This is a genomic window from Kribbella jiaozuonensis (genome assembly GCF_005233875.1).
GTDB classification, from domain to species: Bacteria; Actinomycetota; Actinomycetes; order Propionibacteriales; family Kribbellaceae; genus Kribbella; species Kribbella jiaozuonensis.
The window spans coordinates 165,799-189,241 of record NZ_SZPZ01000001.1 but is presented as its reverse complement, the minus strand read 5'-3'; the positions used below and the strand labels follow the sequence as shown (position 1 = coordinate 189,241).

The following is a 23,443-nucleotide window of genomic DNA, read 5'->3' as shown; positions in this document are numbered from 1 at the left end:
TTTCTCCCCGGCTCCTATGCTCGGTCCCATGGCGCACCCCGGGACGGCTCGTTCAGCCGCTTTCTTCGATCTGGACAAGACCATTCTGGCCCGCTCCAGCACGCTCGCGTTCTCCCGCCCGTTCTACGCCGGCGGCCTGATCAACCGCCGGACCGTACTGCGTAGCGCGTACGCGCAATTCGTCTATCTGCTCGGCGGCGCCGACCACGACCAGATGGAGCGGATGCGCGAGTACATCTCGGCGATGTGCACCGGCTGGGACGTCGCGACCGTCAAGGCGATCGTCGCCGACACCCTGGAACACATCGTCCGGCCGATGATCCACACCGAGGCCGTCGAGCTGATCGCGCAGCACCACGCGGCCGGCCGGGACGTGGTGATCGTGTCGTCGTCCGGCGCCGAGGTGGTCGAACCGATCGGTGCGATGCTCGGCGCCGACAAGGTGATCGCCACCCGGATGGTAGTTGCCGACGGCAAGTACACCGGCGAGATCGCCGAATATGCGTACGGTCCGAACAAGGTGACCGCGATCGAGGCGCTGGCCGCTGCCGAGGGTTACGACCTCGCGACCTCCTACGGTTACTCGGATTCGATCACCGACGAGCCCTTGCTGGCCGCGGTCGGGCACCCGTTCGCGGTCAACCCGGACAAGGCATTGCGCCGGATCGCGGTCGAGCGCGGCTGGCCGGTGCTGGACTTCGCGGAACCGCAACAGCCGCACCGCAACGGCGTACGACGACCCGCCGTAGCCGCCGGCGTGGTCGCGGCCGTTGCTGCCGGGGCGCTGTTGCTGGCCTCCCGCCGGCGCTCGCGGAGTGCTTGAAAGCTGAAGATAGCTTCATTGTTCTCAACTCCATGAAGCCGCCGTATCCCCTTCCCAGAAAGGGGTTTCAGGAGTACAAAGGAAGCACAAAGGACTTTCGGGTCCGGTAGAGATTGCACGGCAACCAGGCACCCACGCGGCGACCAGCCCATCCCAAACGGGCAGCTCGACCCAGGCCAGTCCTGTGGCGGCAAACCGGTGCACGCATGGTAACCAGGAGGTTGTGCCAGCGACGGCGTTCTCACTCGAGAACGCCGTTCGCATGTCAGGACACGAGCGGCGACAGCTCGGCACCTTTTGTCACGACCTCGCAGGACCGCAGTAACCAATCACGAACTCCGGTCAAACCTTGCACTGCGTAGTCGGTGAGACCGCTCGGATAGGAAGCCTGCAACACATAGTGACCACCCTCCGGTACGGTCACCGCTACCGGGTCGATGCCTCGGGCAACCAATAGGCAGTGTTCGGCGGCCCGGGCAACCAGCCCGTTGGCGCTCGGGAACGGGCGGAGGACGGCGAGCTCGGCGTGCACGATCGCAGCCACGACCAGGCCGGGCGCCTTGGTCGGGCGGGTCAGGTTCTGCGCGAGAGCGCTCAACCGCTCCCACATCTCGTCGGCGCCCGGCGCCGGCGGCAGTCCCGGGATGTCGTCGGGCACCGGCTCCCGACTGGTCCGAAGATGACCCAACTGGTCCTCACCGCTCAGGTCGGCGGCGGCCAACTGGTGCAGTCTGGTCCAGACCTGCACCGGCGCCTTGTCCAGCTGCGGCGCGAGCGCCATCAGCTCGCTGGTGATCCGGACCGCACCGGAGGCCAGTCCGTCGGCTGCGCCACGGCGTACGTCGTCCGGCGTCGACGTACTGCCGGCCAGCGCCGCGGACGCGTGGGCGCCGCGCAACAGGGCCTCGGCGGTCATGTCCGACCCGACCCGGCGCAACCCCCGGTCCCGCAGCAGCACGTCAACCGCATCCCGGGCCGCCCGCGCCGCCGACCCGACCCCCTCCAGCCCGGCCAACGGCTCGAACACGTCAACACTCATGCCCGCAGCCTAGGATGACGTCGTATGGCGCTCGGCACCGTCCCCAGGTTCAGCATTGTGGTTCCCTGTCATGCCTCGCGGGCATGGTTGCGGCCGTGCTTGGACTCTGTGCTGAGTCAGTCGTTCACCGACTTCGAGGTGATCGGGGTCGACGACGCGGATCCGGACGGGTCCGGGCGGATTCTGGACGAGTACGCCGCCGCCGATCCGCGGGTGCGGGCGCTGCACCTGGACGAGAACATCGGGCTCGGCCTGACCCGGAACGCCGGGCTGAAGGAGTGCCGCGGCGAGTACGTGCTGTTCCTGGACGCCGACGACGTCTGGCTGCCCGGTTCGCTGGAGGCGATCGCCACCCGGATCGACGACACCAACCAGCCGGACATCGTGATGTTCGACTACGAGCGGATCTTCTGGGACGGCCGCGCGGTCGGCAGCCAGCGACACGACGCGTTCGCGCGGGAGGGCGCCGGCGTGTTCACCGCGGCCGAGCGGCCGATCTTCCTGACCTTCCTCGAGGTGGTCTGGAACAAGGCGTACCAGCGGGAGTTCCTCACCCGGCACGGCTTCGCGTTCACCTCCGGCTTCTACGAGGACGCGCCCTGGACGTACTCGACGATGCTGACCGCCCAGCGGATCGCCACCCTGGACCGGATCGTCGTGCACTACCGGCAGCACCGGACCGGCGGCAACATCCACGCGACCAGCGGACGCCGGCAGTGGGACATCTTCGACCAGTACGACCGGGTGCACGCGTTCATCCAGTCCGACCCGGAGCTGGCCGGCTGGCGCCGGTTCGCGTTCGACCGGTCGCTGGACCACATCGTCGCCGTACTCGCGAAGCCCGAGCGGATCGACACCGACGACCGGGCCGAGTTCTTCCACGCGGCCCATGCGTTCGCGAAGCGCTGGAAGCCCGAGGGCTACACGGCGGACCGGACGGCGCGTGGCTTCAAACGCTGGCTGCTGATCCATGACGACTATGCGACCTATTCGACCCTGAAGCTCAGCTCACGGATGCTGCACGGCCAGAGTCCGCGCCAGACGGTCCGCAAGATGCTGCGCCGCGGCAAGCTCGACCCGAACCTGGCCGCGTACACGGCGTACTGGTTCAAGCAGTACGCCTGCAACCCGCGGGCGATCTACGAGAAGGCGGCCGAGCTCGCGCCGCACATCCGCGGGGTCTGGGTCGTCGACAACGATCACCTGAGCGCGATCCCGGAAGGCGTCGAGTACGTCGTCGCGGACTCCCCGGCGTACGACAAGCTGCTCAGCAAGGCGACGTACTTCGTCAGCAACATGAACTGGCCGAAGGAGCTGGAGAAGCGCGAGGGCCAGATCCACCTGCAGACCCAGCACGGTACGCCGCTCAAGACCATGGGCACCGATCTGCGCAACTTCCCGCAGGCCGGCAAGGGCCTCGACCTCGAGGAGCTGATGCGCGAGGTCGACCGCTGGGACTTCAACCTCTCCTCGAACCGCTACTCCTCGGAGATCTGGGAGCGCACCTACCCGGCGTACTTCGAGGAGCTCGAGTACGGCTACCCGCGCAACGACCGGCTGCTCACCGCGACCCTCGACGAGGTCCGCGCGATCCGGGCGAGTCTCGGGTACGACGACTCGCACCTGGTCATCCTGTACGCGCCGACGTTCCGCGACGGCGTCGACTCGGTCCGCATGCCGACGGGCGTGATGGATCTCGGCGGCACCGGTATCCGGCTCGACCTGGACCAACTGGCGAACGCGGCCGGCGATCACGGCCGGGTGCTGGTGCGGACGCACTACTCGTTGTCGAAGGCACCGGAATCGCACTCCGGCAAGGTCCAGGACGTGTCCCGGCACCCGCGGGTCGAGGACCTGATGCTGGCGGCCGACGTACTGATCTCGGACTACTCGTCGATCACGTTCGACTACGCCAACCTCGATCGGCCGATCATGCTGCACGTCGAGGACCAAGGTTTCTACAACGGCCGGCGCGGCACGTATTTCGACGTCACCGACTTCCCGCCCGGCGTCGTGGCGCGGTCGTCCGACGAGCTGTTCGCCGCGTTGCGGAACGGCACGTTCGCGACGCCGGAGGCGGCCAAGCACCGGCACCTCTACCGGGAGAAGTTCTGCGAGTTCGACGACGGCCAGGCGGCGGAGCGCGTCGTACGGCGGGTCTTCCTGGGCGAGACCGAGGTACCGGCGGTCGTGCCGTTGGCGGATCGGTCACCGGCACCGTCGGCGTACTTCGTGCATAATGGCTGACATGTCGATCAGCCTGAAGCCCATCCACGCCGCGCGCGTGAGCTTCAGCCTGCGACGACGACGCACTGTCTGAACACCCCAGCCTGTTCCAGTCGCGTCTTTTCGAAGGACCCCGTTATGTCCGCAGTTCTGCCTGTCCTTGCCTCCAGATTGTCCGCTGCCGCCGAGGCTGCGTTCGGTACGCCGTACGACCCGGAGCTGCGGGCGGCGACCAAGCCCGAGTTCGGCCACTACCAGAGCAATCTCGCGCTCAGAATCGGCAACGCCCAAGGCCTGCCGCCGCGGGAGGTCGCCGCGCGCCTGATCGCAGAACTCCACATAGACGACCTCTGCGAGCAGCCGTCCATCGCCGGCCCGGGGTTCATCAATCTGACACTGCTGCCGGCGACACTCGCCAAGGCAGTCAACGAGCCGGAAACCTTTGCCAGCAACGGCCAACGGGTCGTCGTCGACTACTCGCAGCCGAACGTCGCAAAGCAGATGCACGTCGGCCATCTCCGGTCGACGGTGATCGGCGACGCGTTGTGCAACGTGCTGCAGTACGTCGGGTACGACGTGATCCGGCAGAACCATGTCGGCGACTGGGGCACGCAGTACGGGATGATGATCGAGCAGCTGCTCGAGGAGGGCGGTACGGCGGAATCCCTTGATCTGGAGGGATTGCAGCACCTGTACGAGCGGAGCCGGAAGCATTTCGATGCTGATAGCAACTTCGCCGACAAGGCCAGACTAAGGGTCGTCAAACTGCAGTCCGGCGATCCGGAGACGCGGGCGAGTTGGCAACACATGGTCGACGTCTCGCTGGACGACTTCGACAAGGTCTACGCCCTGCTCGGCTCGAAACTCGCCAGAGCAGACGTGGTGGGCGAAAGCGCCTACAACGACGACCTGCCACAGGTAGTGGCCGAGCTGGATGGGCAAGGCCTCCTGACCGAGTCCGAGGGTGCAATGTGCGCTTTCCTGCCCGGATTCCTCGGCCGCGACGGCAGTCCGCTCCCGGTGATCGTCCGGAAGTCCGACGGCGGCTTCGGCTACAGCGCAACAGACCTGGCCGCAGTACGACACCGGGTCAGCACTCTCCACGCCGACCGGATCGTCTACGTCGTGGACCACCGGCAGGCACTGCACTTCGACATGATCTTCACCCTGGCGCGGACCGCGGGATGGCTGCCGGCCGACGTACCGGCCGAGCACGTGTCGTTCGGAACGGTGCTCGGGCCGAACGGAAAGCCCTTCAAAACAAGAGAAGGCGGGACGGTCAAGCTCGTCGACCTACTGGAGAGTGCTATAGCAAAAGCGAGCGTCAGCGGGGAAGCTACCGCGCGGGCAGTCGGGATCGGCGCGGTCAAGTACGCCGACTTGTCGAGCGACCGGGGCAATGACTACGTCTTCGACCTGGACCGGATGGTCGCGATGACCGGCAACACCGGACCGTACCTGCAGTACGCGCACGCGCGGCTGACCAGACTCCTGTCCAAGGCAGACGCGTCAACAGAGGTCACCGAGCTCAAGGACCCGGCCGAGCAGCGGCTGGCCCTCCTCCTCACCGGCTTCGCCGCCGCCGTCGCACAGGTCGCCGAGACCCTCCAGCCGCACCGGCTCTGCACCTATCTGTACGACGTCGCGTCCGCCCTCTCCACCTTCTACGAGCAGTGCCCGGTTCTCGGCAGCGAGGGCGCGACCAGAGCAAGCCGGATCGCCCTCTGCACCGCAACCCGCAACGTGTTGCAGGATGGACTCGGCCTGCTCGGTATCGAGGCCCCTGACGCGATGTGACTCATCGGAGGTACGGATGCTGCCCTGGTCGGCCGAACTCAACGGACGCTTGGACCAACTGACGTTCACCAGCGAACTGCTCCGTGGCAACCCACTCGGCGATCCGCACGAGCGTCCGGTGCTGGTCTACCTGCCGCCGGGGTACGACGACTCGGAGGACCGCTACCCGTCGATCTACGTGACGATGGGGTACACCGGTCACGTCGGGATGTGGTTCAACCGGACTCCGTTCCGCCAGCCGTACCCGGAGCTCCTGGACGCGATGTTCTCGGACGAGACCGTGCCGCGGGCAGTAGTGGTGTTCGTCGACTCCTGGACGAAGTACGGCGGCAGCCAGTGTCTCGACTCGCCCGGCACCGGGCAGTACCAGTCGTACCTGTGCGACGAGATCGTGCCGTGGATCGACGCGACGTACCGGACCATTCCCGACCGCGATCACCGCGCTGTGACCGGCAAATCGAGTGGCGGGTACACGGCGATGGTGATGCCGTTGCTGCGGCCGGATGTGTTCGGCGCACTCGCTACCCACGCCGGTGACGCGCTCTTCGACGTCTGCTACCGGCCGGAGTTCCCGGAGCGCGCGCGGACGCTGCGGGACAAGTACGACGGCAGCTACGAGAAGTACTTCGAGGCGCTGGCCACCCGGACCGGTCGTACGACGAACGAGGACCTGCATCTGCTGGAGATGTACGGCTACGCGTCGGCGTACTCCGCTGAGCCCGACGGCACCGTACTGCTGCCGTTCGACGACCTGGGCTCGATCGTCCCAGAGGTCTGGGCGCGCTGGCTGTCGCGGGACCCGGTGGAGATGGTCAAGGAACCGCAGTACGCCGAGGCGCTGCTCTCACTGCGGGCGGTGTGGATCGACGCGGGCAAGCAGGACGAGTACTACCTCGACCTGGGCGCGACCGCGTTCCACCGGGCCGCGCAGCAGGCTGGTCTGCCGGACGGGCGGATGCACTTCGAGCTGTTCGAGGGCACCCACGGCGGCATCGAGTACCGCTATCCGATGGCAGTGCGATGGCTCGCCGAACAGCTGAGCTAATTGACGTGCCTTGGCACCATGGACGCCGTACCTTCGTCCCATGAACTGGCCGGAGGGGATCCAGGCGCGCCCGATCGACAAGGGTGACGTGGAGGCGTGGGCGGAGCTGATGGCCGCCAAGGAGAGGGCAGACGAGGACGGCGAGAACTTCGGCGCCGAGGACCTCGCCGAGGAGCTGGAGCTGCCGCACCTGGATCTGGCCAAGGACACCATCGGCCTGTGGTCCGGCGACCGGATGATCGGCTACGGCATCGCACACGTCAGGGCCAACGTCGTCGACGTGGACCGGGTCAACACCGAGGGCACCATCGACCCGGAGTGGCGCCGGAAGGGCCTCGGCACGACGCTGATGCGCTGGCTGATCCAGCGCGCCGGCGAGCTGCACACGACCGCCCATCCGGAGTACCCCGGTCTGGTCGGCGCGGGTGCAAGCAGCACCAATGCCGGGGCGGACCGACTGCTGCGCAACCTCGGGTTCGAGGAGGCGCGCTACTTCTTCGACATGCGCCGGCCGCTGGACCAGCCGGTACCGCCCGCGCCGGTGCCGGACGGGCTGCGGCTCAGGGCGTACGACACGTCGTACGAGGAGGCGCTGCGGCTGGCCCACTTCGAGGCCTTCTCCGACCACTGGGGCTGGACGCCGCCCACCACGGACGCGTGGCGAGCCCGGAACGTCGGATCACGGGCGTTCCGCGGCGCGCAGTCGTACTGCGTTCTCGACGGCGACACCGTCGCGGCGTACGTCAACGGCTACGAGTGGGAAGCCGACACCGAGGTGACCGGGGTCCGCGAGCTGTACATCGGCCAGGTCGGCACCCGTCGTGCCTACCGTGGCCGTGGACTGGCCCGCGCGGCCCTGGCGAAGGTGCTCGCCAAGGCCGCGGAGGCCGGATACCAGCGGGCTGCGCTCGGCGTCGACGCCGACAACCCCACCGGAGCCCTCGGCCTGTACGAGGGCCTCGGCTTCGTCACTCACAAGAAGTTCATCAGCTACCAGTTGCCGCTGGATTGATGTTCTGGTTCCGGCGGAACACGTTGTCCGGGTCGTACTTCCGCTTGAGCTCGACCAGCCGGGCGTACTTGTCGCCGTACGACGCCTGGATCCGGGCCGCGTCCGGCTCGGCCATACCGTTCACGTAGCTGCCGATGTTGATCGCATACGGCTGGATGGCGTCCCAGAACCCTCGGACCCAGGCACGCTCCGGCTCCAGGGCTTCCGGAACCGGCGCGGTTGCGATGACGAACATCGCATAGCGCTCGGTCCGCTGCCCGCCGAACGCGGTGGCGTCGTCCGCGGTCTCGAGGTAGCCCTGGTCGAGGTGGTAGATCATGGCGGCCGACATCGGCGACGTCTTGTTCAGCTGTTGTGACGTGTAGACGTCGATCGCCCCGTCGGACAGTGTCTCGAGGTACGCGCCCTTCTCGTAGTGGTACATGCCCGGGCCGTTCGCCTCGTCGAGCAGCTGCTGTACGGCGACGTACGGCATCGGCGTGACGATCTGGAACAGCGGCGGTATCGACTGCAGCCGAGCGACTGCCTCCGCGTGCTGTTCGGGCGATCCGAAGCCGACGACCACCAGAGCGAACCCTGGCTTGAAGTGGTGCTCCTCCGGGACGAACGGCGCCGGCGGCGCGTTCAGCGCGGCGATCACCACGTTGACCTCACGCGGCAGCGTCGGAATCACCTCGCGGGCCGCCCGGAGCAGCTCCGCGCCCTGGTCCTGCCCCCAGAACGCCAGGCCGAAGTTCACGATCGGCCCGGCCACGTGCAGCCGGAACTCGAACTCGGTGACCACGCCGAAGTTGCCGCCGCCACCGCGCACAGCCCAGAACAGGTCGGCGTTCTCGTCCTCCGCGGCGCGCACGATGCTGCCGTCCGCGGTGACCAGCTGGACCGACTCCAGGTTGTCGATGGTGAGCCCGTGCATCCGGGTCAGCCAGCCCATGCCGCCGCCGAGCGTGAGCCCGCCGACTCCGGTGTGACCGATCAGCCCGGCCGGTACGGCGAGGCCGTGCTCCTGCGTGGCAGCATCCAGATCCCGCAGCAGCGCACCGCCGCCGACGCGAGCACGCCGCGCCTCGGGATCGACCGTGACCTGGTTCAGCTGGCTCAGGTCGATCATCAGCCCGCCGTCGACCGACGACAGTCCGGCAATGCTGTGCCCACCGCCGCGTACGGCGATCTCCAGCCCCTCGGCCACCGCGTACCGAACGGCTGCCTGCACGTCCTCGGCCGAATGAACCTGGGCGATCAGCGCCGGCTCCCGGACGTGCTCCGCGTTCCACAGCCGGCGCGCCGTGTCGTACCCGTCATCTTCCGGTGCGAACACGGCTCCGCTCACCGCCGCGCGCAGTTCCCCCACAGTCTGCGTCATTACAGTCCCCTCCCCGATGTGTTGCCGCCAGGCTAGGTGCCCGGCTCCGCTGCGTCAGCGTCCTTTCGGGCAGCCTGCAGAGTCACGGGGTTTGTCCACAAGGGGAACGATTCCCGTTTGGGCAGGAACTTCGGTGAGTGTCAGACTCGACGACGTGAGTGACGAGGAAATCCTGCGATTGTTACCGATCACGGCTGCTGCTGTGGCGGTGCGCGACGATCGCGCCGACGAACACCTGGCCCGCCTGGGTGCGTACGACGAGCGCGACCAGGCGCAGGTGGATCGTTGCGTGCAGGCGTTCCTGACCGGTCTGCTGCGCACCACGTGGGAGCGCGGCTGGGCGCCTGCCGACGTCGTCCAGCACGGCCGCCGCACTCTGGACGCCGGCGTCGAGCCGCTGCTGCTGACCGCGATCTCCGCTGAACACGTGGGCTACAAGGCTTCGACGATCGACTCCCGCTGGCTCGAACAACTGACTGACCTCGGCGTGCCGCAGCCCTTCACCAAGCCGAGCCTGACCGCGTGGGCCGCCGGTGCACGGGTGGGCCGCTACCTCACCTTGCATCACGCCCTCTCCCTGGCCGGATTCCTGCAGACGCTCCCGGTCCTGGCTCGCCTCTTTCCGCTTCCTGGTACGACGGTCCGGCGAGAGCATCACGTCGTACCGGCGAACGGGAAGATGCTGGCGCGGATCCGTGGACTGCTGGCGAAGGCGGAGGCGACCGAGTTCCCGGAGGAGGCGGAGGCGCTGTCGGGGAAGGCGCAGGAGCTGATGGCGAAGTTCTCGCTGGACAGTGCGCTGGTCGAGGCGGACGTGGAGATCCCGGATGACTCCGCGGGGCGGCGGCTCTGGGTCGAGACGCCGTACGTCTCGGCCAAGGCGCAACTGGTCGGAGCGGTCGCGTCGGCGAACCGGTGCCGGACGGTCGTGATCGACGAGCTGGCGGTGGTCACCATCGTCGGCGCTGAGGTGGATCTGCAGCACACCGAGATCCTCAGTACGTCGCTGCTGGTGCAGGCGAACCGCGCGATGATTGCCGCTGGCAAGCACATCGGCCATCGGGGTGAGTCCAGGACGCGGTCGTTCCGGCAGTCGTTCCTGATGGCCTATGCGCTGCGGATCGGCGAGCGGTTAGAGCAGACTGCCGCGGCGACCCAGGCCGCCGTACCCGAAGCGGATGCGGGCCGGCTGCTGCCGGTGCTGGCGAAGCGGGAGGAGCAGGTGGACGCGTTGTTCGCGCAGCTGTTCCCGAACACGACGACCCGGCGGACGCGCATCACCAACGGCGCCGGCTGGCACGCGGGTCTGACAGCGGCTGACCAGGCTCAGCTCGAGGGCCGCCGGCAGGTGCGCCGGTGAAGGTCGAGCAGACGACGATCCCCGGAGTACTGCGGATCGGGCTGGAGGTGAAGCCCAACGACGACGGCTGGTTCAAGGAGAACTTCCACCGCGAGAAGCTCGCCGCGCTCGGGATGGACGTCGTACAGCACAACGTCGCGTACTTCGCCGAGGCGGGGATCGTCCGGGGCATCCATGCGGAGCCGTGGGACAAGTACCTGTCGCCGTCGTCCGGCCGGGTGTTCGCGGCGATCGTCGACCTGCGGGACAACGCGACGTTCGGTCAGGTGGAGACTTTTGAGCTCGGTACTTCAGACGCGTTGTTCGTGCCGCGGGACGTCGGGAACTCGTTCTGCACGTTGACGCCGCACACGACGTACAACTTCCTGGTGAACGAGCACTGGTCGCCGGAGCGGGTGGCCGTCGACCTCTTCGATCCGGAGTTGGCGATCGAGTGGCCGATCCAGGAGCTCAGCTACACCGAGCGGGACGCCACTAACCCTTCGCTGGAGCAGCTGAGGCGGCAGCGGGCCTGAGGCCACACAGCACGATGTCGAGCAGGCGGTTCGCCTGCTCAGGCTCGATGTCGCGACCCATGTTGATGCCGCCGACCAGCCGCATCACGTCCGCCAGGTCGAGCTCCTGCCGCACCTCACCGGCCGCCTTCGCCTTGTCCAGCAGGAGTTTCCCGGCGTCCTGCACGTTGACCTTGCAGGCCTTGAAGAACGGCGAATCTTTGCCCAGAGCAACCGTCAGCTCGCCGGCCAGCGTGCCCTTCGACAGCCCGTACCCGAGGAAGCTACGCAGCCAGGCGGCCAGCGCGTCGAACGGCTCCAGCTCCCGGTCGAACTCGTACGCCCGGTCGCAGACCGACTGGATCTCCTCGACGTAGACCGCCTCGAGCAGCGCGGTCCGGCTCGGGAACCGGCGGTACAGCGTGCCGATGCCGACTCCGGCGCGGCGGGCGATCTCCTCCAGCGAGGTATCGGTGCCGTGCTCGGCGAAGGTCTCCCGGGCGGCCGTCACCAGGCGGTCGTAGTTCCGGGCCGCGTCCGCACGGGACGGCCGCGTACACGGCAGGGGTTGCGGCGCCATCCAGCCTCCTCGCACGGGTCCGCTCAGAATATCGCTTGCAAAGCGGAGGATGCCTCCGTATCGTATCCGGAGGAGCGCTCCGCTTTCCTCTCACAACTGTAACCCCTCCGGGGTAAGGAGCAATATGTCGGCAACAGCCGCGGCGCCGGCCGGCGCCAGATCCGGCACGCCCGCTCGGCGGCCGGGGGTAGTTCTCGCAGTCATCCTGGTCACCCAGCTGATGGTGATCCTCGACGGCACCGTGGTGAACATCGCGATGCCGCACATCCAGCAGGCCCTGCACTTCAGCCCCTCCAGCCTGTCGTGGGTGCAGAACGCCTATGCACTCGCGTTCGGCGGCCTGCTGTTGCTCGGCGCCCGCGCCGGTGACCTGCTCGGCCGTCGCCGGGTGTTCATCACCGGTATCAGTGTCTTCACGCTCGCCTCGCTGCTCGGCGGTCTCGCCCCGAACGCGGAGCTCCTGCTCGCCGCCCGCGTACTGCAGGGCATCGGCGGCGCCATCGCCGCTCCAGCTGCGCTGACGCTGCTCATGCTCACGTACCGCGAAGGTCCGGAGCGGATGAAGGCGCTCGGCTACTACAGCCTGGTGTCGTCCGGTGGCGGCAGCGTCGGCCTGGTGCTCGGGGGCATGCTGACCGAATGGGCTTCCTGGCGTTGGGGCCTGTTCGTCAACGTCCCGATCGGTATCGCACTGGTCTTCGCCGCACGACGGGTACTGACCGAGACCGAGCCGGAGACCGGCCGGTTCGACGTGGCCGGTGCGCTCACCTCGACGCTCGGCATCACGTCGCTGGTCTACGGGTTCATCCGGGTCGCCGAGGCCGGCTGGACGTCGGCCGAAGTACTGGCCGCGTTCGCTGTCGGTGTGGTGCTGCTGGTCTCGTTCGTGCTGATCGAGCGCCGGGTCAGTCACCCGATCGTGCCGCTGCGGCTGTTCAAGTCCGCCGCCCGGTCGACGTCGTACCTGACCATGCTGCTCGTCGTCGGGACCATGTTCGGGATGTTCTTCTTCCTGACCCAGTACCTGCAGGGTGTGCTCGCGCTCAGCCCGCTGGCTGCCGGTCTGGCCTTCCTGCCGATGACCGGTCTGCTGTTCACCGCGTCGCGCGTCGTACCGCGGCTGGTCGCCCGGATCGACGGCGCGAAGCTGATGCTGTCCGGCTCGACGCTGGTCGCACTGGGCACGGTGTGGCTGACCCGGCTGGACGCGCACAGCACGTACCTGCACGACGTGGTCGGTCCGCTGCTGCTGTTCGGCGGTGGCGCCGGAATGATCTTCATCCCGCTGGTCGGCCGGGCCATCTCCGGTGTCGCACCGGAGGACTCGGGCGCCGCGTCCGGCATGCTGAACGTGGTCCAGCAGGTCGGCGGCGCACTGGGCCTGGGCATCCTGGTCACGATCTTCGGTACGGCGAGCCGCAACTCGACCTCCGTCGTACCGCGTCAGGTCCTGGTCGATGGGGTCCACGCGGCGTTCATCGGCGCGCTCGTATACGCCGGGCTGACGCTGGCCATGATCGTGATCAGTGTCCGTCCGTGGACCTGGTTCCGGCGCGAACCGGAGCCCGTCGAGAGCCTGGCTCAGATGGAGGCGGCGCCGTCCACGACGAGCACCTGACCGTTGAGGTTCGTGTTCTCCAGCAGGAGCATGCGAACGACCGGGAGCACGTCCTCCGGCTCGGTCAGGTGGCCTGTCGGAGTACGGCGAACGATCTGGTCGAGCTGGGTCTGACCTAGGACCGCGGACATCTCCGAGGCGAAGAAACCCGGCGCGACCGAGTTGGCGAGGATGCGGCCACCGAGCTCACGAGCGAGTGAGCGGGTGGCCGCGTCCATGCCGCCCTTGGTGGCCGAGTACGCGACCAGGCCGGGATAGCCGCGCTGCGCGCAGATCGAGGTGATGTTGACGATCCGGCCCTTCAGCCCTTTCGCGAGCATCCGGCGCAGGACGAAGCGGGTCAGGATCAACGGCGAGGTCAGGTTGGTCTGGATGATCTCGGCCAGGTGTTCGGCCGAGGTGTGGACGTGCAGCGAGTCCTGGCCGATCGCCGCATTGTTGACCAAGGCATCGATCGGGCCGAGCGTGCTCTCCACTGCCTTGACGAAGGCCTGTGCTGCCTGGGCGTCGTTGACGTCGACGGATCCGTAGTACAGGTGGTCCGGGTACTTCTCGCCGAGCGCGGTCAGCTCGGGCGTGACGGTCCGGGCGAACGCCGCGACCTTGAGCCCGGCCGCGAGCAGGTCGGTGACGATCGCCAGGCCGAGACCGCGCGAGCCGCCCGACACCAGCACGACCGAGGCCGGCGGGACAAGACTGACTTCAGACATCACTCTTCAGGGTTTCCTTCTGCGGGATCTCGTCGAGGAACTTGATCCTCCGGGGTACGCCGTAATCGGGCAGCCGGGTCGAGCACCACTGCACCAGGTCGGCGTCCGTGATCGGGCCGAGCGCACGGTTCGGCACGACCTCGGCCGCGACCATCCGGCCGACCAACGGTGCCTTCCGCGCGAACACCCGCGCCCACGCGACACCCGGATGACCCATCAGGACACTGCGGACCACGCCGGCCGACACCTTCGATCCGCCGACGTTTATCTCGTCGGTGTCCAGGCGTCCGGTGATCAGCACGCGGTCGCCGTCGTACTCGATCCGGTCGCCCGTATGTACGGCGCCGACCAGACCCGCGCCGTGGTGCGGCGAGCGAATCACCAGCTCGTCGCCCTCGACGGTCAGCATCGGACGCTCCGGGTCGGGCTCGCGGTCCAGCCAGGACTTGGGGAACCCGGCCTTGCCGTCGTGCACCACGATCGAGGCGCCGACCTCGGACGACGCGTAGATCCAGGAGATGCGCGTCTTCGGGAAGATCTCGCGCAGCTGGTCGAGGATCGCCTGGTCGACGGGCTCGCCGCCGAGCGTGATCTGCTCCAGCGGTACGCGGGCGAGCGCGTCGGCGTCCCGGTAGATGGCCTGCCGCCAGAACGTCGGCGTACCCGAGGCTGCGGTGACGCCGTGCTCGGCGGCGATCGTCGGCCACTCCTCGAGCTCGCTCGGCTCGATCACGACCAGGCCCTGGTCGGCCTGGGTCAGCGAGAGCGTGACGACCTGCCACCACGCGTACGTGCCGGGAGAGTACGGAAGGAGCCAAGTGCGCGGCGGTTGATCGGCCGTGACCGTGGTCAGAGACTCGAGCGTGTGGCCGATGCGTTTCGGGCGACCGGTCGAGCCGGACGTGAGCAGCCAGGCGCGGCCGGATTCCTCGACCCGCTTCAGCTTGGCTGGGGTCACTGCCCCATCGGGCAGGACGATGGCGAACCCGGACTCGCCCAGCTCCTCGCGCATCCGCATGTCGACGCGGGACTCCGTGGCGACGAGCAGCTCGGTGCCGTGGACCGCGTGATGACGAAGGGCCGCGAGCGCGTCGGCGCCGCTGTCGACGAGGACTGCAGCGGGTGACGGCAGTTGCGGCAGCTTGTGCAGCGTCCGCCAGGTCAGGCGCTTACCGGCGACGACGACGGTGTTGTCATCGCCGATCAGGGCGGTGGTCCGGCGGCGGCTGGTCACGGCCGTCACGCAGACTGCAGCTGCTCGATGAAGTCCAGTACGTCGCCGACCGTCGCGATCCGGCGCAGCCCAGGGGCATCGAAGTTCAGCTCGTCGCCCAGCTCGTCCTCCACCCGGAGGGCCAGCTCGGAGAAGTCCAGCGACCGGAACCCGATCTCGCGGAGGTCCGCTGTGTCGTCAGCCGGCAATGACCGGCCCTGGGCCGTCATCACCTCACCCATCATCTCCCTGACCCGACCCCGCGCCACCGAACTCATAGTCCCGAAGCCTAGCGGGTCACCATGGACTGCCCAGGCTGTCAGCCGTTTGACCATCCGGACCTCCCGGCGACTTCGGGGTCTGGGAGATTACTGAGTGTAAATGCGAACTTCACCGTGGTAAACGGCTCACCGGCCACGAACGGGACTCGTCGGACTCATACACTTGCGCGATGATCAGAGCGGGCAGGCGCCGTACTGCGGGACGCAGCAAGCGGATCGCGGCCCTGGCGAGCCTGCCCGTACTGCCGCTGGCCTGGTTCGTCGCGCTGCAGGAACATCCGCCCTGGATGCCCGCGGCGTACCTCGGTTATCTGCTGGTCGTGATCGTCGTACCGGGCACGCTGTTCTGGCGTCGGTTGACCGGTGGCGTCGGCTGGTTCTCGGCCGACATCGTCCTCGGTACTGCGTTCGGACTGGCCGTCGAGGCGCTGGTCTACCCGATCGGGATGCTGTTCAAGATGCCGTTCGCGGCGTTGCTGATGCCTGCGCTGGCGTTCGGGGTATGGCGTGCGCTGCCGCCGCGCAAACTGCCGGAGCGGCCGACGCCGTGGTGGTCGGTGGCCGGCGCGATGGTCGCGGTCGGTGTCGCGGCCGCGTGGTTCGTACGCGTCGGCTCGCGGCTCATTCCGCTCGACGGGTCGGAGGCGCTACGGCCCAACTCGGACGCGCCGCACAACCTCGCGCTGGCAGGTGAACTGACGCACCACTTCCCGCCGCGCGTCCCGTACGCCGATGGCGGGTGGCTGACGAGCCACTGGGCGGCGTACGACCACATCGCCTCCGTGCACTGGATCACCAGCGTGCCGCTCGACGTACTGACGCATCGGATGGTGCCGTTCGCGTGGATCTTGCTGACGGTGCTGGGCGCGGCTGCGGTCGGGATGGTGTTGACGGGTCGCGCAGTGGCCGCGCCGATCGCTGCTGGGCTCGTGGTGGCCGGAGGCGATCTGGTTGCGTGGCCGTGGGCGGTGTCCGATCGGGTGTTCGCGGACGGGCCGTTTTCGCTCGGTCAGCTGACCAATCCGCCGCAGGCGTTCTCCACAGTCTTGCTGCTGCCGTTGATCGCGGTCACTGCGTTGCTCCTGCGACGTAGTACGGCAAAAACGCGGGGTGAGGTGTTTCGGCTCTACGTTGCGGCCGGTGTGCTCATTACTGCGCTGGCGTTGACGAAAGCGACCGCACTGCCCGTCTACGCGACCGGTCTGGCGGTTGCGTGGATCTATCTGACGGTCCGCGCCGGCCGGCTCAATCTGCGCGCATTGGTTCTTGGCGTGGTCGTCGCAGCGGCGTACGCGTTGACGTTCTTCTTCGTACTGCGTGGTGCCGCATCGAGTGTGCGGTTCGATCCAGGAGCGACGTTCGACAGCCTGGCGGATCGGATGGGTGGTGGATCTGCCGTCCCGGTCATCGCGGCGGTGGTTGTGGTCGGGTGGGTCATGCCGGTGGTCGGGGCGTTGCTGATCAAGCGGCGGTTGGCGCGGGATCCGATGGTGGTCTTCCTGCTGGCTGCGTTCGTTGCGGCGGTGCTGGGGGCGTCGCTGTTGGCGGATCGTGGTGACACGCAACTGTTCTTCGTACGGACCGGGTTCGTGTTCGGCGTACTGCTTGCTACGTGGGGGCTTGGGTCGCTGGAGCGGCGTCAGTTCTGGATCGCTGCGGTTGCACTCGCGATCGGCGCCGCGGCGATCTACTGGGGTCGCTACCGGTCGGACAGGTCCTGTACGTCGAGCAACTGCTTCGGGCAGGGTCTCGTTGTCACACTGGTGATCGCCGTGATCGGCATCGGCGTATTCGGGCTGGTGCTGCGCGGCTCCCGGCGTACGTGGGCTGTCATCGCGGTGGCGGTGCTGGTGGGTACGACGGTGTCGCCGACGGTGGCGTCCATCCGGAAGTTCGCCAGCCCGCCGCTGACGTCGTACGAGTCGATCGCACCGGGCGGGATCGAGGCGGCGCGATTCATCCGCCGCAACTCCGGCTCGGACGACCGCATCGCCACCAACCTGCACTGCCACCAGGCCCGAGCGTCCCACTGCCAGACCGGCTCGTACTGGATCGCCGGGTACGCCGAGCGGCGCGTGCTGGTCCAGGGGTGGTCGTACCAGACCCGCGTCGACGACACCTATCCCGCTGGGGTCCAAGGCCCGTACTGGGATCAGGAACAACTCCAACTGAACGACGAGGTCTTCACCAACCCCACCCGCCAGCTGATCGAGACCCTACGCACGAAGTACGACGTCCAGTGGCTGCTTCTCGACGACCGCGTCAGCGCGCCCCCGAAGAACCTGGACAAGCTCACCGAGCTCAGGTTCCAACTAGGCACAGTCCGCGTCTACCAGATCTACCCACCACCCCCAGAAACCCCCTTCCCCACCAGAACCCCCTCCCCAACAGGAAGCCCGACCCAATCCCCCAGCTTCCCCACGGGCACACCAAGCTCCCCAACAACCACATCCACCTTCCCAACCACGCCCCAGTCCCCAGGCCAGACCCAACCAACCCAGCCCTTCCCCACAGGCAGCCTGCCAACCAACACCGTGCCAACCGACCCACTCCCGCCCCAGCAAACAACCACACCGCCGCTCAAGAGCCCGTAAGTTCAGGGTCCGAGGAGCGCGGCCGGAACGACGAGAATCCCGTCCCGACGGCGATAGGCCTCCGTGCCGGTACAGATCACCATCGCATCCAGAAGATCCGCACCGATCTCGGATCGCAACCACAGCAGGTGTTTGACGTCGTCGTCGGTCACGAACGGTGTCAGCTTGACCTCGATGGCCAGCACCCGGTGATCGGCGCGCTCGACGATCAGGTCCACCTCGTGGTCGCCGTTCCTGGTCCGAAGATGACGGACAGCTGCTTCGGCAGCCTGGGCATAAACCCTCACGTCGAGAGTGACCAGCGATTCGAAGAGCTGTCCGAGCAGCACGCCGTCGCGGATCCGCGGATGTCCCCTGGTCGCATCGTCGAGCAGCGCGTCCACGCCGACCCCGAGGAGAGCCGCCGCGAGCGCCGGGTCGGCCAGATGGTGCTTCGGCGACGAACCAAGCCGGCTGAGGCGGTTGCGGGTCGGCAACCAGGCCTCCACGGGCTCGAGCAGCCACAGCTGACTGAGCACATCGCGGTACGCCATGGTCGTCGTCTTGGCCGGCTTGTCGCTGTCACCTGCGGTCGCGGCGTCAAGGATCGCGTTGTACGACGCGGTGGTCGCGGTGGCGGCGGCGTACGCGGCCAACCACGCGCGCAGGGTGGCGGGACGTCGTACCAGATGTCCCTGCTCGGGAAAGTCTCGTTCGACGATCCGGTCGAGGTATCCGGCGAGCTGGGCACGCCGGGGCCGGTCGGTGAGCGGCCTGATGCCGGGGAAGCCCGACCGAACGATCTCTTCGGTGTACTGCGCCAACTGCACCTCCGTCGTACCGTCCACAGATCCCTTCGCGCCGGTCAGCAGACTCCGGATGCTGACGGTCGGCGACTCGACCCCGCGCTCGGAGAGCGACATCGGACGCATACGCAGGCGGACGATCCGCCCAGCCCCGGAATGCGTCGGCGCGCTGACCGGGCTTGCGCTGCCGGTCAGCAGGAAGCGGCCCGGCGTCGCGTCCCGATCGACGCTACGCCGGACCTGGTCCCAGACCGGTGGATGCAGCTGCCATTCGTCGACCAGCACCGGCGGCTCAGCCCGATCCAGCCGATCCGGATCCGCCTCCAGCAGAAGTCGTCGGGCCGGGTCGTCAAGCGCATAGACAGTCTGCGCCCGCCGAACCGCGGTCGCCGTCTTGCCCACGCCTTTCGGGCCATCGAGCGTGACCGCCGGCAGGCCGGCGAGCAACTCGTCCAGCTCCGCGTCGACGATCCGCTCCACGTACGCATCCATGCCGCTAGACTACCGTTAGCAGCAGTCGAACACTACCGTTAGCAGGACCTCAACACTACCGTTAGCAGATCTCAGCGGAGCGAGATGGTGGGGATGGCGATGCTTTGGTTGGCGAGGCGGTCTAGGGCGGTGACTGTGTAGAGGTAGGCCTTGCCTGGGGTTGCGGTGGGGTCGGTGTAGGACTGAGCGGCGCCCGTCGAGCGGACGGTGGTGAGGAGGTTGCGGGCGTCGTTGTCGGGGCAGTGGTCGCCGCCTAGGAGGTCGCGGCGGTAGATGGCGTAGGACGTGGTGTCCTTCGAGGTGCGGGACCACTTGAGTTGTACGCCGTCGGCGGTGCGGCTGGCGTGGACTGCGTGGGCCGGGAGGGGCGGGCGGGAGTCGAGGGCGGGCATCGCGGGGATGAGGGCCGGCTTGGTGTACCAGGTGTTGTTGAGGAGGGTGGTCGCGCCCAGGCGGTCGGCGCGGACGTCCTTGGCGGAGAAGTAGATGTTGCCCTTCACCTCGGGGATCGCGCTGTCGAACGCCAGGTGGTCGCTCAGCTCCTGCGGGTCGGACCAGTCCGGCGACTGGGTCGACGTACCGACCTTGTACGTCGCCTCGCCGATGTAGAGGTGGACGTGCGTACCGCGGACCTGGTCGGCCCACCACGGGACGATCTTGTTGTAGTCGGCGGGCGCGAATCCGCCGGCCCAGTAGACCTGCGGGACGATGTAGTCGATCCACTCCTCGCGGACCCACTTGCGGGTGTCCGCCGCGAGGTCGTCGTACGTCTGCACGCCTGCCGTGGTGTCGGTGCCCTCCGGGTCGGTCGCCTTGTTCCGCCAGACCGCGAACGGTGAGATGCCGAACTTGATCCACGGCTTGATCGCGTGCATCTTCTGGCTGAGCTCGCTGATCAGCAGGTCGATGTTGTGCCGCCGCCAGGCCTGCAGGTCGGTGTAGCCGTCGGCGTACTGCGCGAACGTCGCGGCATCGTCGAACGTCTGACCGGCCACCGGGTACGGGTAGAAGTAGTCGTCGAAGTGCACGCCGTCGATGTCGTACCGCGAGACCGCGTCCATGATCGCGTCCTCGACCAGCTTGCGGGCCGCCGGGATGCCGGGGTTGTAGTAGAGCTTCCCGCCGTACGTGACGACCCAGTCGGGGTGCTGCCGCGCCGGGTGGGTCGGGATGAGCGCGTTGAGGTCGGTGCCCATCGAGAGCCGGTACGGGTTGAACCACGCGTGCAGCTCGAGGTTCCGCTTGTGCGCCTCGGCGACCGCGAACGCCAGCGGGTCGTAGCCGGGGTCGCCGCCCTGGGTTCCGGTCAGGTACTGCGACCAGGGCTCGACCTTCGACGGCCAGAACGCGTCCGCGGTCGGACGAACCTGCAGGACGACGGCGTTGTGGTGCTGCCGGACCGCGTCGTCGAGCCACCCGATCAGCTCGGACTGCTGCTGCGCGGCGCTCAGACCGGTCTTCGACGGCCAGTCGATGTTCACCACCGACGAGACCCAGCTCGCCCGGAACTGCCGCAGCGGCGTGGTCGCGCTGGGCGCGCAGTTCTGCTGGTCGACCGGCGCGGCAGACGCCGTAGTGGTCAGCCCGCTCATCAGCAGGCCCGCTGTCGCACCCAAGACACCCATCGCTCGCCAGACTCTCATGTCACTCTCCGACCGTCGTTCAACCTGAAGTCGAAAGATGTTTACACACACAGGCGCTTGAAGAGAAGACGCTAGGTTAGGAACATGCTGCGCACCGCTACTGAAGCTGATGTCGACATCATCCGGCGGCTGCGGAACCAGCAGGCCAATCGCGACGTCAGCATCACCTCGCACGAGATCTCGGCGGACGAGCACGCAGCGTGGTGGGCGAAGACCTCGGTCGACCCCAGCCGCCGGGTCCTGATCTATGAACGGGACGGCGCGACCGCCGGCGTCGTGAGCTTCTTCGACCTCGACGGTTCGTCGGGCGCGTGGGGCTTCTTCCTGGACGCCGACGGGCTCGCCGAGCGTGGCGAGACGCTGCCCGCGTGGATCGAGGTGATGCGCGAGGCCACGGCGTACGCGTTCGACGAGCTCGGCCTCGACGTACTCACCGGTGAGGTGCTCGAGCACAACGCCGTCGTACGGCAGATGAACCGGCGCTTCCGGTTCGTCGAAGGTACGCCGGAGGTCCGGTACGCCGATGGCCGCGAGCTCACCGTGATACCTATCAGCCTGCGCAAGCAGGATCGACGCAAGGGGAAGTAATGAGCACCATCGACATCGGCGGTGTGCCGGTCGGACCGGATCACCAGCCGTTCGTCATCGCCGAGATGTCCGGGAACCACAACGGTGACCTGGCGCGGGCGCTGGACATCGTCCGGGCGGTCGCGGAGTCCGGCGCGCAGGCGCTGAAGCTGCAGACGTACACCGCCGACACGATGACGCTCGACCTCGACCTGCCGGCGTTCCGGCTGCCGGCGGAGCACGAGCTGTGGAGCGAGGCGCGGCTGTACGACCTGTACGAGGAGGCGCACACGCCGTGGGCGTGGCACGAGCCGATCTTCGAGCTGGCGACGTCGCTCGGGCTGGTGGCGTTCTCGTCCGCGTTCGACCAGACCGCGATCGACTTCCTCGAGAAGCTGAACGTCCCGGCGTACAAGGTCGCGTCGAACGAGATCGGTGACCTGCCGCTGGTCCGCGGGATGGCGGAGACCGGTAAGCCGATCATCATCTCGACGGGCTCCGCGACACTCACCGACATCGACGCTGCGGTCCGGGCGGCGCGCTCGACCGGCAACGAGAAGATCATCGTGCTGTCGTGTACGGCGAGTTATCCCGCCCCGCCGGAGCAGTCGAACCTGCGCGGCATCCCGGTCCTGCGCGACGCCCTCGGCGTACAGGTCGGTCTGTCCGACCACACGATGGGCATCGGCGCTGCAGTGGCAGCTGTGGCGCTCGGGGCGACCGTGATCGAGAAGCATGTGACGTTGAAGCGGGTCGACGGGGGCGTCGACTCGGCCTTCTCGCTCGAGCCGTGGGAGCTGGAGCTGCTGGTCGAGAGCACGCGCGTCGCCCAGCTGTCGCTCGGCAAGCCTGTCATCGGCCCCAAACAGGCCGAAGAGAACGTCCTCCGCTTCCGCCGCTCCCTCTACGTCACCCAGGACGTCCGGGCCGGCGACCCCATCACCCCCGAGAACGTCCGCTCCATCCGCCCCGCCGGCGGCCTGGCCCCCGACCTCTTCCAACAGGTCAACGGCCGCCCGTTCCGAGCAGACACCAAGGCCGGCACCGCACTGACCTGGGACCTGCTCTAGGTGGCCTTCAGGTTCGCCTGGACAAGGTCGCGAACCTGCCGCGCGAACGCTTGAAAGCCTGCGTCGGATCCACCTGGCCCGTGCTGCCGGATATCCATCAGGTACGTCGGGGTGCGATAGAGCAGGATGCGCTCTGTCCATCGCCCACCAGCCAGCGGGTAGCTGCGGGTCAGATAACGGGACCGCGTACCGAACCCCGGCAGCGACCGCTCGACAACAGCCGCCCGCTCGGTGCCGTCGACCAGGATGTTCGCGCACTCGGAGGGCGTCGTCCTGTACTGGTCGATGTACCGGTCCGCGGCTGCTCCGGTCAGGTCAACGATGATGGCGCCGCTGTACGGGTACTCGCCGTTGACCGGAACCGTCATTCCGGTCTGCGCGTCACGGTCCGGCAGACCTCGGGCTCGACCGAGCGGCCGGCCAACGGGTCGGGTCTCGGCGTCCACGTCTGGTTCTGCTGCCAGATGGTGGTCGACCACTCCAGAGTGGACCTCCCGTAGCGCACCGGCGGCAGGGCCTCGAAGTCGAACACGGTGTACCGGTACGACGGCTGCACGAAGATCGTCGGCTCCGGCGACGCCGAAGTGCTGGACGGGGCTGGAGTCAGTGGTGTCCGTGTCGGCGGGGAGGCAGCGTTGGAGTTGGTGCAGGCCGACAGGGCCAGCAGCAAGCAGGCGACGACAGCTGATCGGCGCTTCAGGTGGTGCATCCCGAGGCCCCTCCTCCTGGGA

The 23,443-nt window shown here is 67.8% G+C and carries 21 protein-coding genes; 11 read left to right on the top strand and 10 right to left on the bottom strand.

Annotated elements, in window-relative coordinates; genetic code table 11:
• The first annotated feature begins 16 nt into the window (after nt 1–16).
• Nucleotides 17–823 (top strand): HAD family hydrolase, encoded by an 807-nt coding sequence (locus tag FDA38_RS00925; RefSeq protein ID WP_137252166.1) that lies wholly within the window; start codon nt 17–19, stop codon nt 821–823.
• Between the two features lie 265 nt (nt 824–1,088).
• On the opposite strand, the gene FDA38_RS00920 is transcribed toward FDA38_RS00925, so the two are convergent.
• A complete protein-coding gene (locus tag FDA38_RS00920; protein ID WP_137252165.1) occupies nt 1,089–1,862 on the bottom strand; it encodes a Fic family protein in 774 nt (257 codons plus the stop codon).
• Nucleotides 1,863–1,886: 24 nt separating this feature from the next.
• On the opposite strand from FDA38_RS00920, the gene FDA38_RS00915 reads away from it, so the two are divergent.
• From FDA38_RS00915 to FDA38_RS00900, 4 genes are all read left to right on the top strand, one after another.
• On the top strand, nt 1,887–4,109 hold the full coding sequence (locus FDA38_RS00915) for a bifunctional glycosyltransferase/CDP-glycerol:glycerophosphate glycerophosphotransferase (RefSeq protein WP_137252164.1): 2,223 nt from the start codon (nt 1,887–1,889) through the stop codon (nt 4,107–4,109).
• Between the two features lie 117 nt (nt 4,110–4,226).
• A complete protein-coding gene (gene argS / locus FDA38_RS00910; RefSeq protein ID WP_380091712.1) occupies nt 4,227–5,885 on the top strand; it encodes an arginine--tRNA ligase in 1,659 nt (552 codons plus the stop codon).
• A gap of 16 nt (nt 5,886–5,901) precedes the next feature.
• On the top strand, nt 5,902–6,930 hold the full coding sequence (locus FDA38_RS00905; RefSeq protein WP_137252163.1) for an alpha/beta hydrolase: 1,029 nt from the start codon (nt 5,902–5,904) through the stop codon (nt 6,928–6,930).
• Nucleotides 6,931–6,970: 40 nt separating this feature from the next.
• Complete coding sequence (locus FDA38_RS00900; RefSeq protein ID WP_137252162.1) at nt 6,971–7,942, top strand: GNAT family N-acetyltransferase; 972 nt, start codon at nt 6,971–6,973, stop codon at nt 7,940–7,942.
• On the opposite strand, the gene FDA38_RS00895 is transcribed toward FDA38_RS00900, so the two are convergent.
• Nucleotides 7,917–9,305 (bottom strand): FAD-binding oxidoreductase, encoded by a 1,389-nt coding sequence (locus FDA38_RS00895; protein WP_137252161.1) that lies wholly within the window; start codon nt 9,303–9,305, stop codon nt 7,917–7,919. The genes FDA38_RS00900 and FDA38_RS00895 overlap by 26 nt on opposite strands.
• A 154-nt stretch (nt 9,306–9,459) precedes the next feature.
• Here FDA38_RS00895 and FDA38_RS00890 point away from each other — a divergent pair, with 154 nt between their 5' ends.
• Both FDA38_RS00890 and FDA38_RS00885 read left to right on the top strand, forming a co-directional pair.
• Nucleotides 9,460–10,665 carry a DUF2786 domain-containing protein gene (locus FDA38_RS00890; RefSeq protein WP_233714448.1) on the top strand — a complete coding sequence of 402 codons (1,206 nt, stop codon included), beginning with the start codon at nt 9,460–9,462 and terminating at the stop codon, nt 10,663–10,665.
• Nucleotides 10,662–11,180: a dTDP-4-dehydrorhamnose 3,5-epimerase family protein gene (locus FDA38_RS00885; RefSeq protein ID WP_137252159.1), complete on the top strand. Its 519-nt coding sequence runs from the start codon at nt 10,662–10,664 to the stop codon at nt 11,178–11,180. Before FDA38_RS00890 ends, FDA38_RS00885 begins: the two co-directional genes overlap by 4 nt.
• Here FDA38_RS00885 and FDA38_RS00880 read toward each other — a convergent pair.
• Nucleotides 11,140–11,739: a TetR/AcrR family transcriptional regulator gene (locus tag FDA38_RS00880; RefSeq protein ID WP_137252158.1), complete on the bottom strand. Its 600-nt coding sequence runs from the start codon at nt 11,737–11,739 to the stop codon at nt 11,140–11,142. The two genes, FDA38_RS00885 and FDA38_RS00880, sit on opposite strands and share 41 nt — an antisense overlap.
• Before the next feature lie 124 nt (nt 11,740–11,863).
• Here FDA38_RS00880 and FDA38_RS00875 point away from each other — a divergent pair, with 124 nt between their 5' ends.
• Complete coding sequence (locus tag FDA38_RS00875; RefSeq protein WP_137252157.1) at nt 11,864–13,357, top strand: MFS transporter; 1,494 nt, start codon at nt 11,864–11,866, stop codon at nt 13,355–13,357.
• On the opposite strand, the gene FDA38_RS00870 is transcribed toward FDA38_RS00875, so the two are convergent.
• Genes FDA38_RS00870 through FDA38_RS00860 form a run of 3 tightly spaced genes read right to left on the bottom strand, consistent with a single transcriptional unit; the run spans nt 13,321 to nt 15,558 of the window.
• Complete coding sequence (locus tag FDA38_RS00870) at nt 13,321–14,067, bottom strand: SDR family NAD(P)-dependent oxidoreductase (protein WP_137252156.1); 747 nt, start codon at nt 14,065–14,067, stop codon at nt 13,321–13,323. The genes FDA38_RS00875 and FDA38_RS00870 overlap by 37 nt on opposite strands.
• Entirely contained in the window at nt 14,060–15,310 is a 1,251-nt protein-coding gene (locus FDA38_RS00865; protein WP_233714447.1) for an AMP-binding protein, read from the bottom strand. Before FDA38_RS00865 ends, FDA38_RS00870 begins: the two co-directional genes overlap by 8 nt.
• Entirely contained in the window at nt 15,307–15,558 is a 252-nt protein-coding gene (locus FDA38_RS00860) for a phosphopantetheine-binding protein (protein WP_134105965.1), read from the bottom strand. Before FDA38_RS00860 ends, FDA38_RS00865 begins: the two co-directional genes overlap by 4 nt.
• A 173-nt stretch (nt 15,559–15,731) precedes the next feature.
• Between FDA38_RS00860 and FDA38_RS00855 the strand changes: the two genes are divergently transcribed.
• Nucleotides 15,732–18,155 (top strand): hypothetical protein, encoded by a 2,424-nt coding sequence (locus tag FDA38_RS00855; protein ID WP_202877512.1) that lies wholly within the window; start codon nt 15,732–15,734, stop codon nt 18,153–18,155.
• Nucleotides 18,156–18,157: 2 nt separating this feature from the next.
• Here the strand turns inward: FDA38_RS00855 and FDA38_RS00850 are convergent, their stop codons facing one another.
• Nucleotides 18,158–19,432, bottom strand: coding sequence for an ATP-binding protein (locus tag FDA38_RS00850; protein WP_137252155.1), 1,275 nt, complete (start codon nt 19,430–19,432; stop codon nt 18,158–18,160).
• A 71-nt stretch (nt 19,433–19,503) separates the two neighbouring features.
• Nucleotides 19,504–21,075, bottom strand: a complete 1,572-nt coding sequence (locus tag FDA38_RS00845) for a glycoside hydrolase family 10 protein (protein WP_137252154.1) — start codon at nt 21,073–21,075, stop codon at nt 19,504–19,506.
• A gap of 84 nt (nt 21,076–21,159) precedes the next feature.
• Here FDA38_RS00845 and FDA38_RS00840 point away from each other — a divergent pair, with 84 nt between their 5' ends.
• Nucleotides 21,160–21,663: a GNAT family N-acetyltransferase gene (locus FDA38_RS00840; protein ID WP_137252153.1), complete on the top strand. Its 504-nt coding sequence runs from the start codon at nt 21,160–21,162 to the stop codon at nt 21,661–21,663.
• Nucleotides 21,663–22,712: a pseudaminic acid synthase gene (gene pseI / locus FDA38_RS00835; RefSeq protein WP_137252152.1), complete on the top strand. Its 1,050-nt coding sequence runs from the start codon at nt 21,663–21,665 to the stop codon at nt 22,710–22,712. Before FDA38_RS00840 ends, pseI begins: the two co-directional genes overlap by 1 nt.
• Here the strand turns inward: pseI and FDA38_RS00830 are convergent.
• The gene (locus FDA38_RS00830) at nt 22,709–23,080 is read right to left on the bottom strand and encodes a hypothetical protein (RefSeq protein ID WP_137252151.1); all 372 of its coding nucleotides are present in this window, start codon (nt 23,078–23,080) and stop codon (nt 22,709–22,711) included. The genes pseI and FDA38_RS00830 overlap by 4 nt on opposite strands.
• Nucleotides 23,077–23,421, bottom strand: coding sequence for a hypothetical protein (locus FDA38_RS00825; RefSeq protein WP_137252150.1), 345 nt, complete (start codon nt 23,419–23,421; stop codon nt 23,077–23,079). Before FDA38_RS00825 ends, FDA38_RS00830 begins: the two co-directional genes overlap by 4 nt.
• Between the last annotated feature and the right edge of the window lie 22 nt (nt 23,422–23,443).

Coding starts and splice junctions, on each gene's coding strand:
- FDA38_RS00925 (WP_137252166.1), top strand. CDS start 17: ATGCTCGGTCCCATGGCGCACCCCGGGACGGCTCGTTCAGCCGCTTTC.
- FDA38_RS00920 (WP_137252165.1), bottom strand. CDS start 1,862: ATGAGTGTTGACGTGTTCGAGCCGTTGGCCGGGCTGGAGGGGGTCGGG.
- FDA38_RS00915 (WP_137252164.1), top strand. CDS start 1,887: ATGGCGCTCGGCACCGTCCCCAGGTTCAGCATTGTGGTTCCCTGTCAT.
- argS (WP_380091712.1), top strand. CDS start 4,227: ATGTCCGCAGTTCTGCCTGTCCTTGCCTCCAGATTGTCCGCTGCCGCC.
- FDA38_RS00905 (WP_137252163.1), top strand. CDS start 5,902: ATGCTGCCCTGGTCGGCCGAACTCAACGGACGCTTGGACCAACTGACG.
- FDA38_RS00900 (WP_137252162.1), top strand. CDS start 6,971: ATGAACTGGCCGGAGGGGATCCAGGCGCGCCCGATCGACAAGGGTGAC.
- FDA38_RS00895 (WP_137252161.1), bottom strand. CDS start 9,305: ATGACGCAGACTGTGGGGGAACTGCGCGCGGCGGTGAGCGGAGCCGTG.
- FDA38_RS00880 (WP_137252158.1), bottom strand. CDS start 11,739: ATGGCGCCGCAACCCCTGCCGTGTACGCGGCCGTCCCGTGCGGACGCG.
- FDA38_RS00875 (WP_137252157.1), top strand. CDS start 11,864: ATGTCGGCAACAGCCGCGGCGCCGGCCGGCGCCAGATCCGGCACGCCC.
- FDA38_RS00870 (WP_137252156.1), bottom strand. CDS start 14,067: ATGTCTGAAGTCAGTCTTGTCCCGCCGGCCTCGGTCGTGCTGGTGTCG.
- FDA38_RS00860 (WP_134105965.1), bottom strand. CDS start 15,558: ATGAGTTCGGTGGCGCGGGGTCGGGTCAGGGAGATGATGGGTGAGGTG.
- FDA38_RS00855 (WP_202877512.1), top strand. CDS start 15,732: ATGATCAGAGCGGGCAGGCGCCGTACTGCGGGACGCAGCAAGCGGATC.
- FDA38_RS00850 (WP_137252155.1), bottom strand. CDS start 19,432: ATGGATGCGTACGTGGAGCGGATCGTCGACGCGGAGCTGGACGAGTTG.
- FDA38_RS00845 (WP_137252154.1), bottom strand. CDS start 21,075: ATGAGAGTCTGGCGAGCGATGGGTGTCTTGGGTGCGACAGCGGGCCTG.
- FDA38_RS00840 (WP_137252153.1), top strand. CDS start 21,160: ATGCTGCGCACCGCTACTGAAGCTGATGTCGACATCATCCGGCGGCTG.
- pseI (WP_137252152.1), top strand. CDS start 21,663: ATGAGCACCATCGACATCGGCGGTGTGCCGGTCGGACCGGATCACCAG.
- FDA38_RS00830 (WP_137252151.1), bottom strand. CDS start 23,080: ATGACGGTTCCGGTCAACGGCGAGTACCCGTACAGCGGCGCCATCATC.
- FDA38_RS00825 (WP_137252150.1), bottom strand. CDS start 23,421: ATGCACCACCTGAAGCGCCGATCAGCTGTCGTCGCCTGCTTGCTGCTG.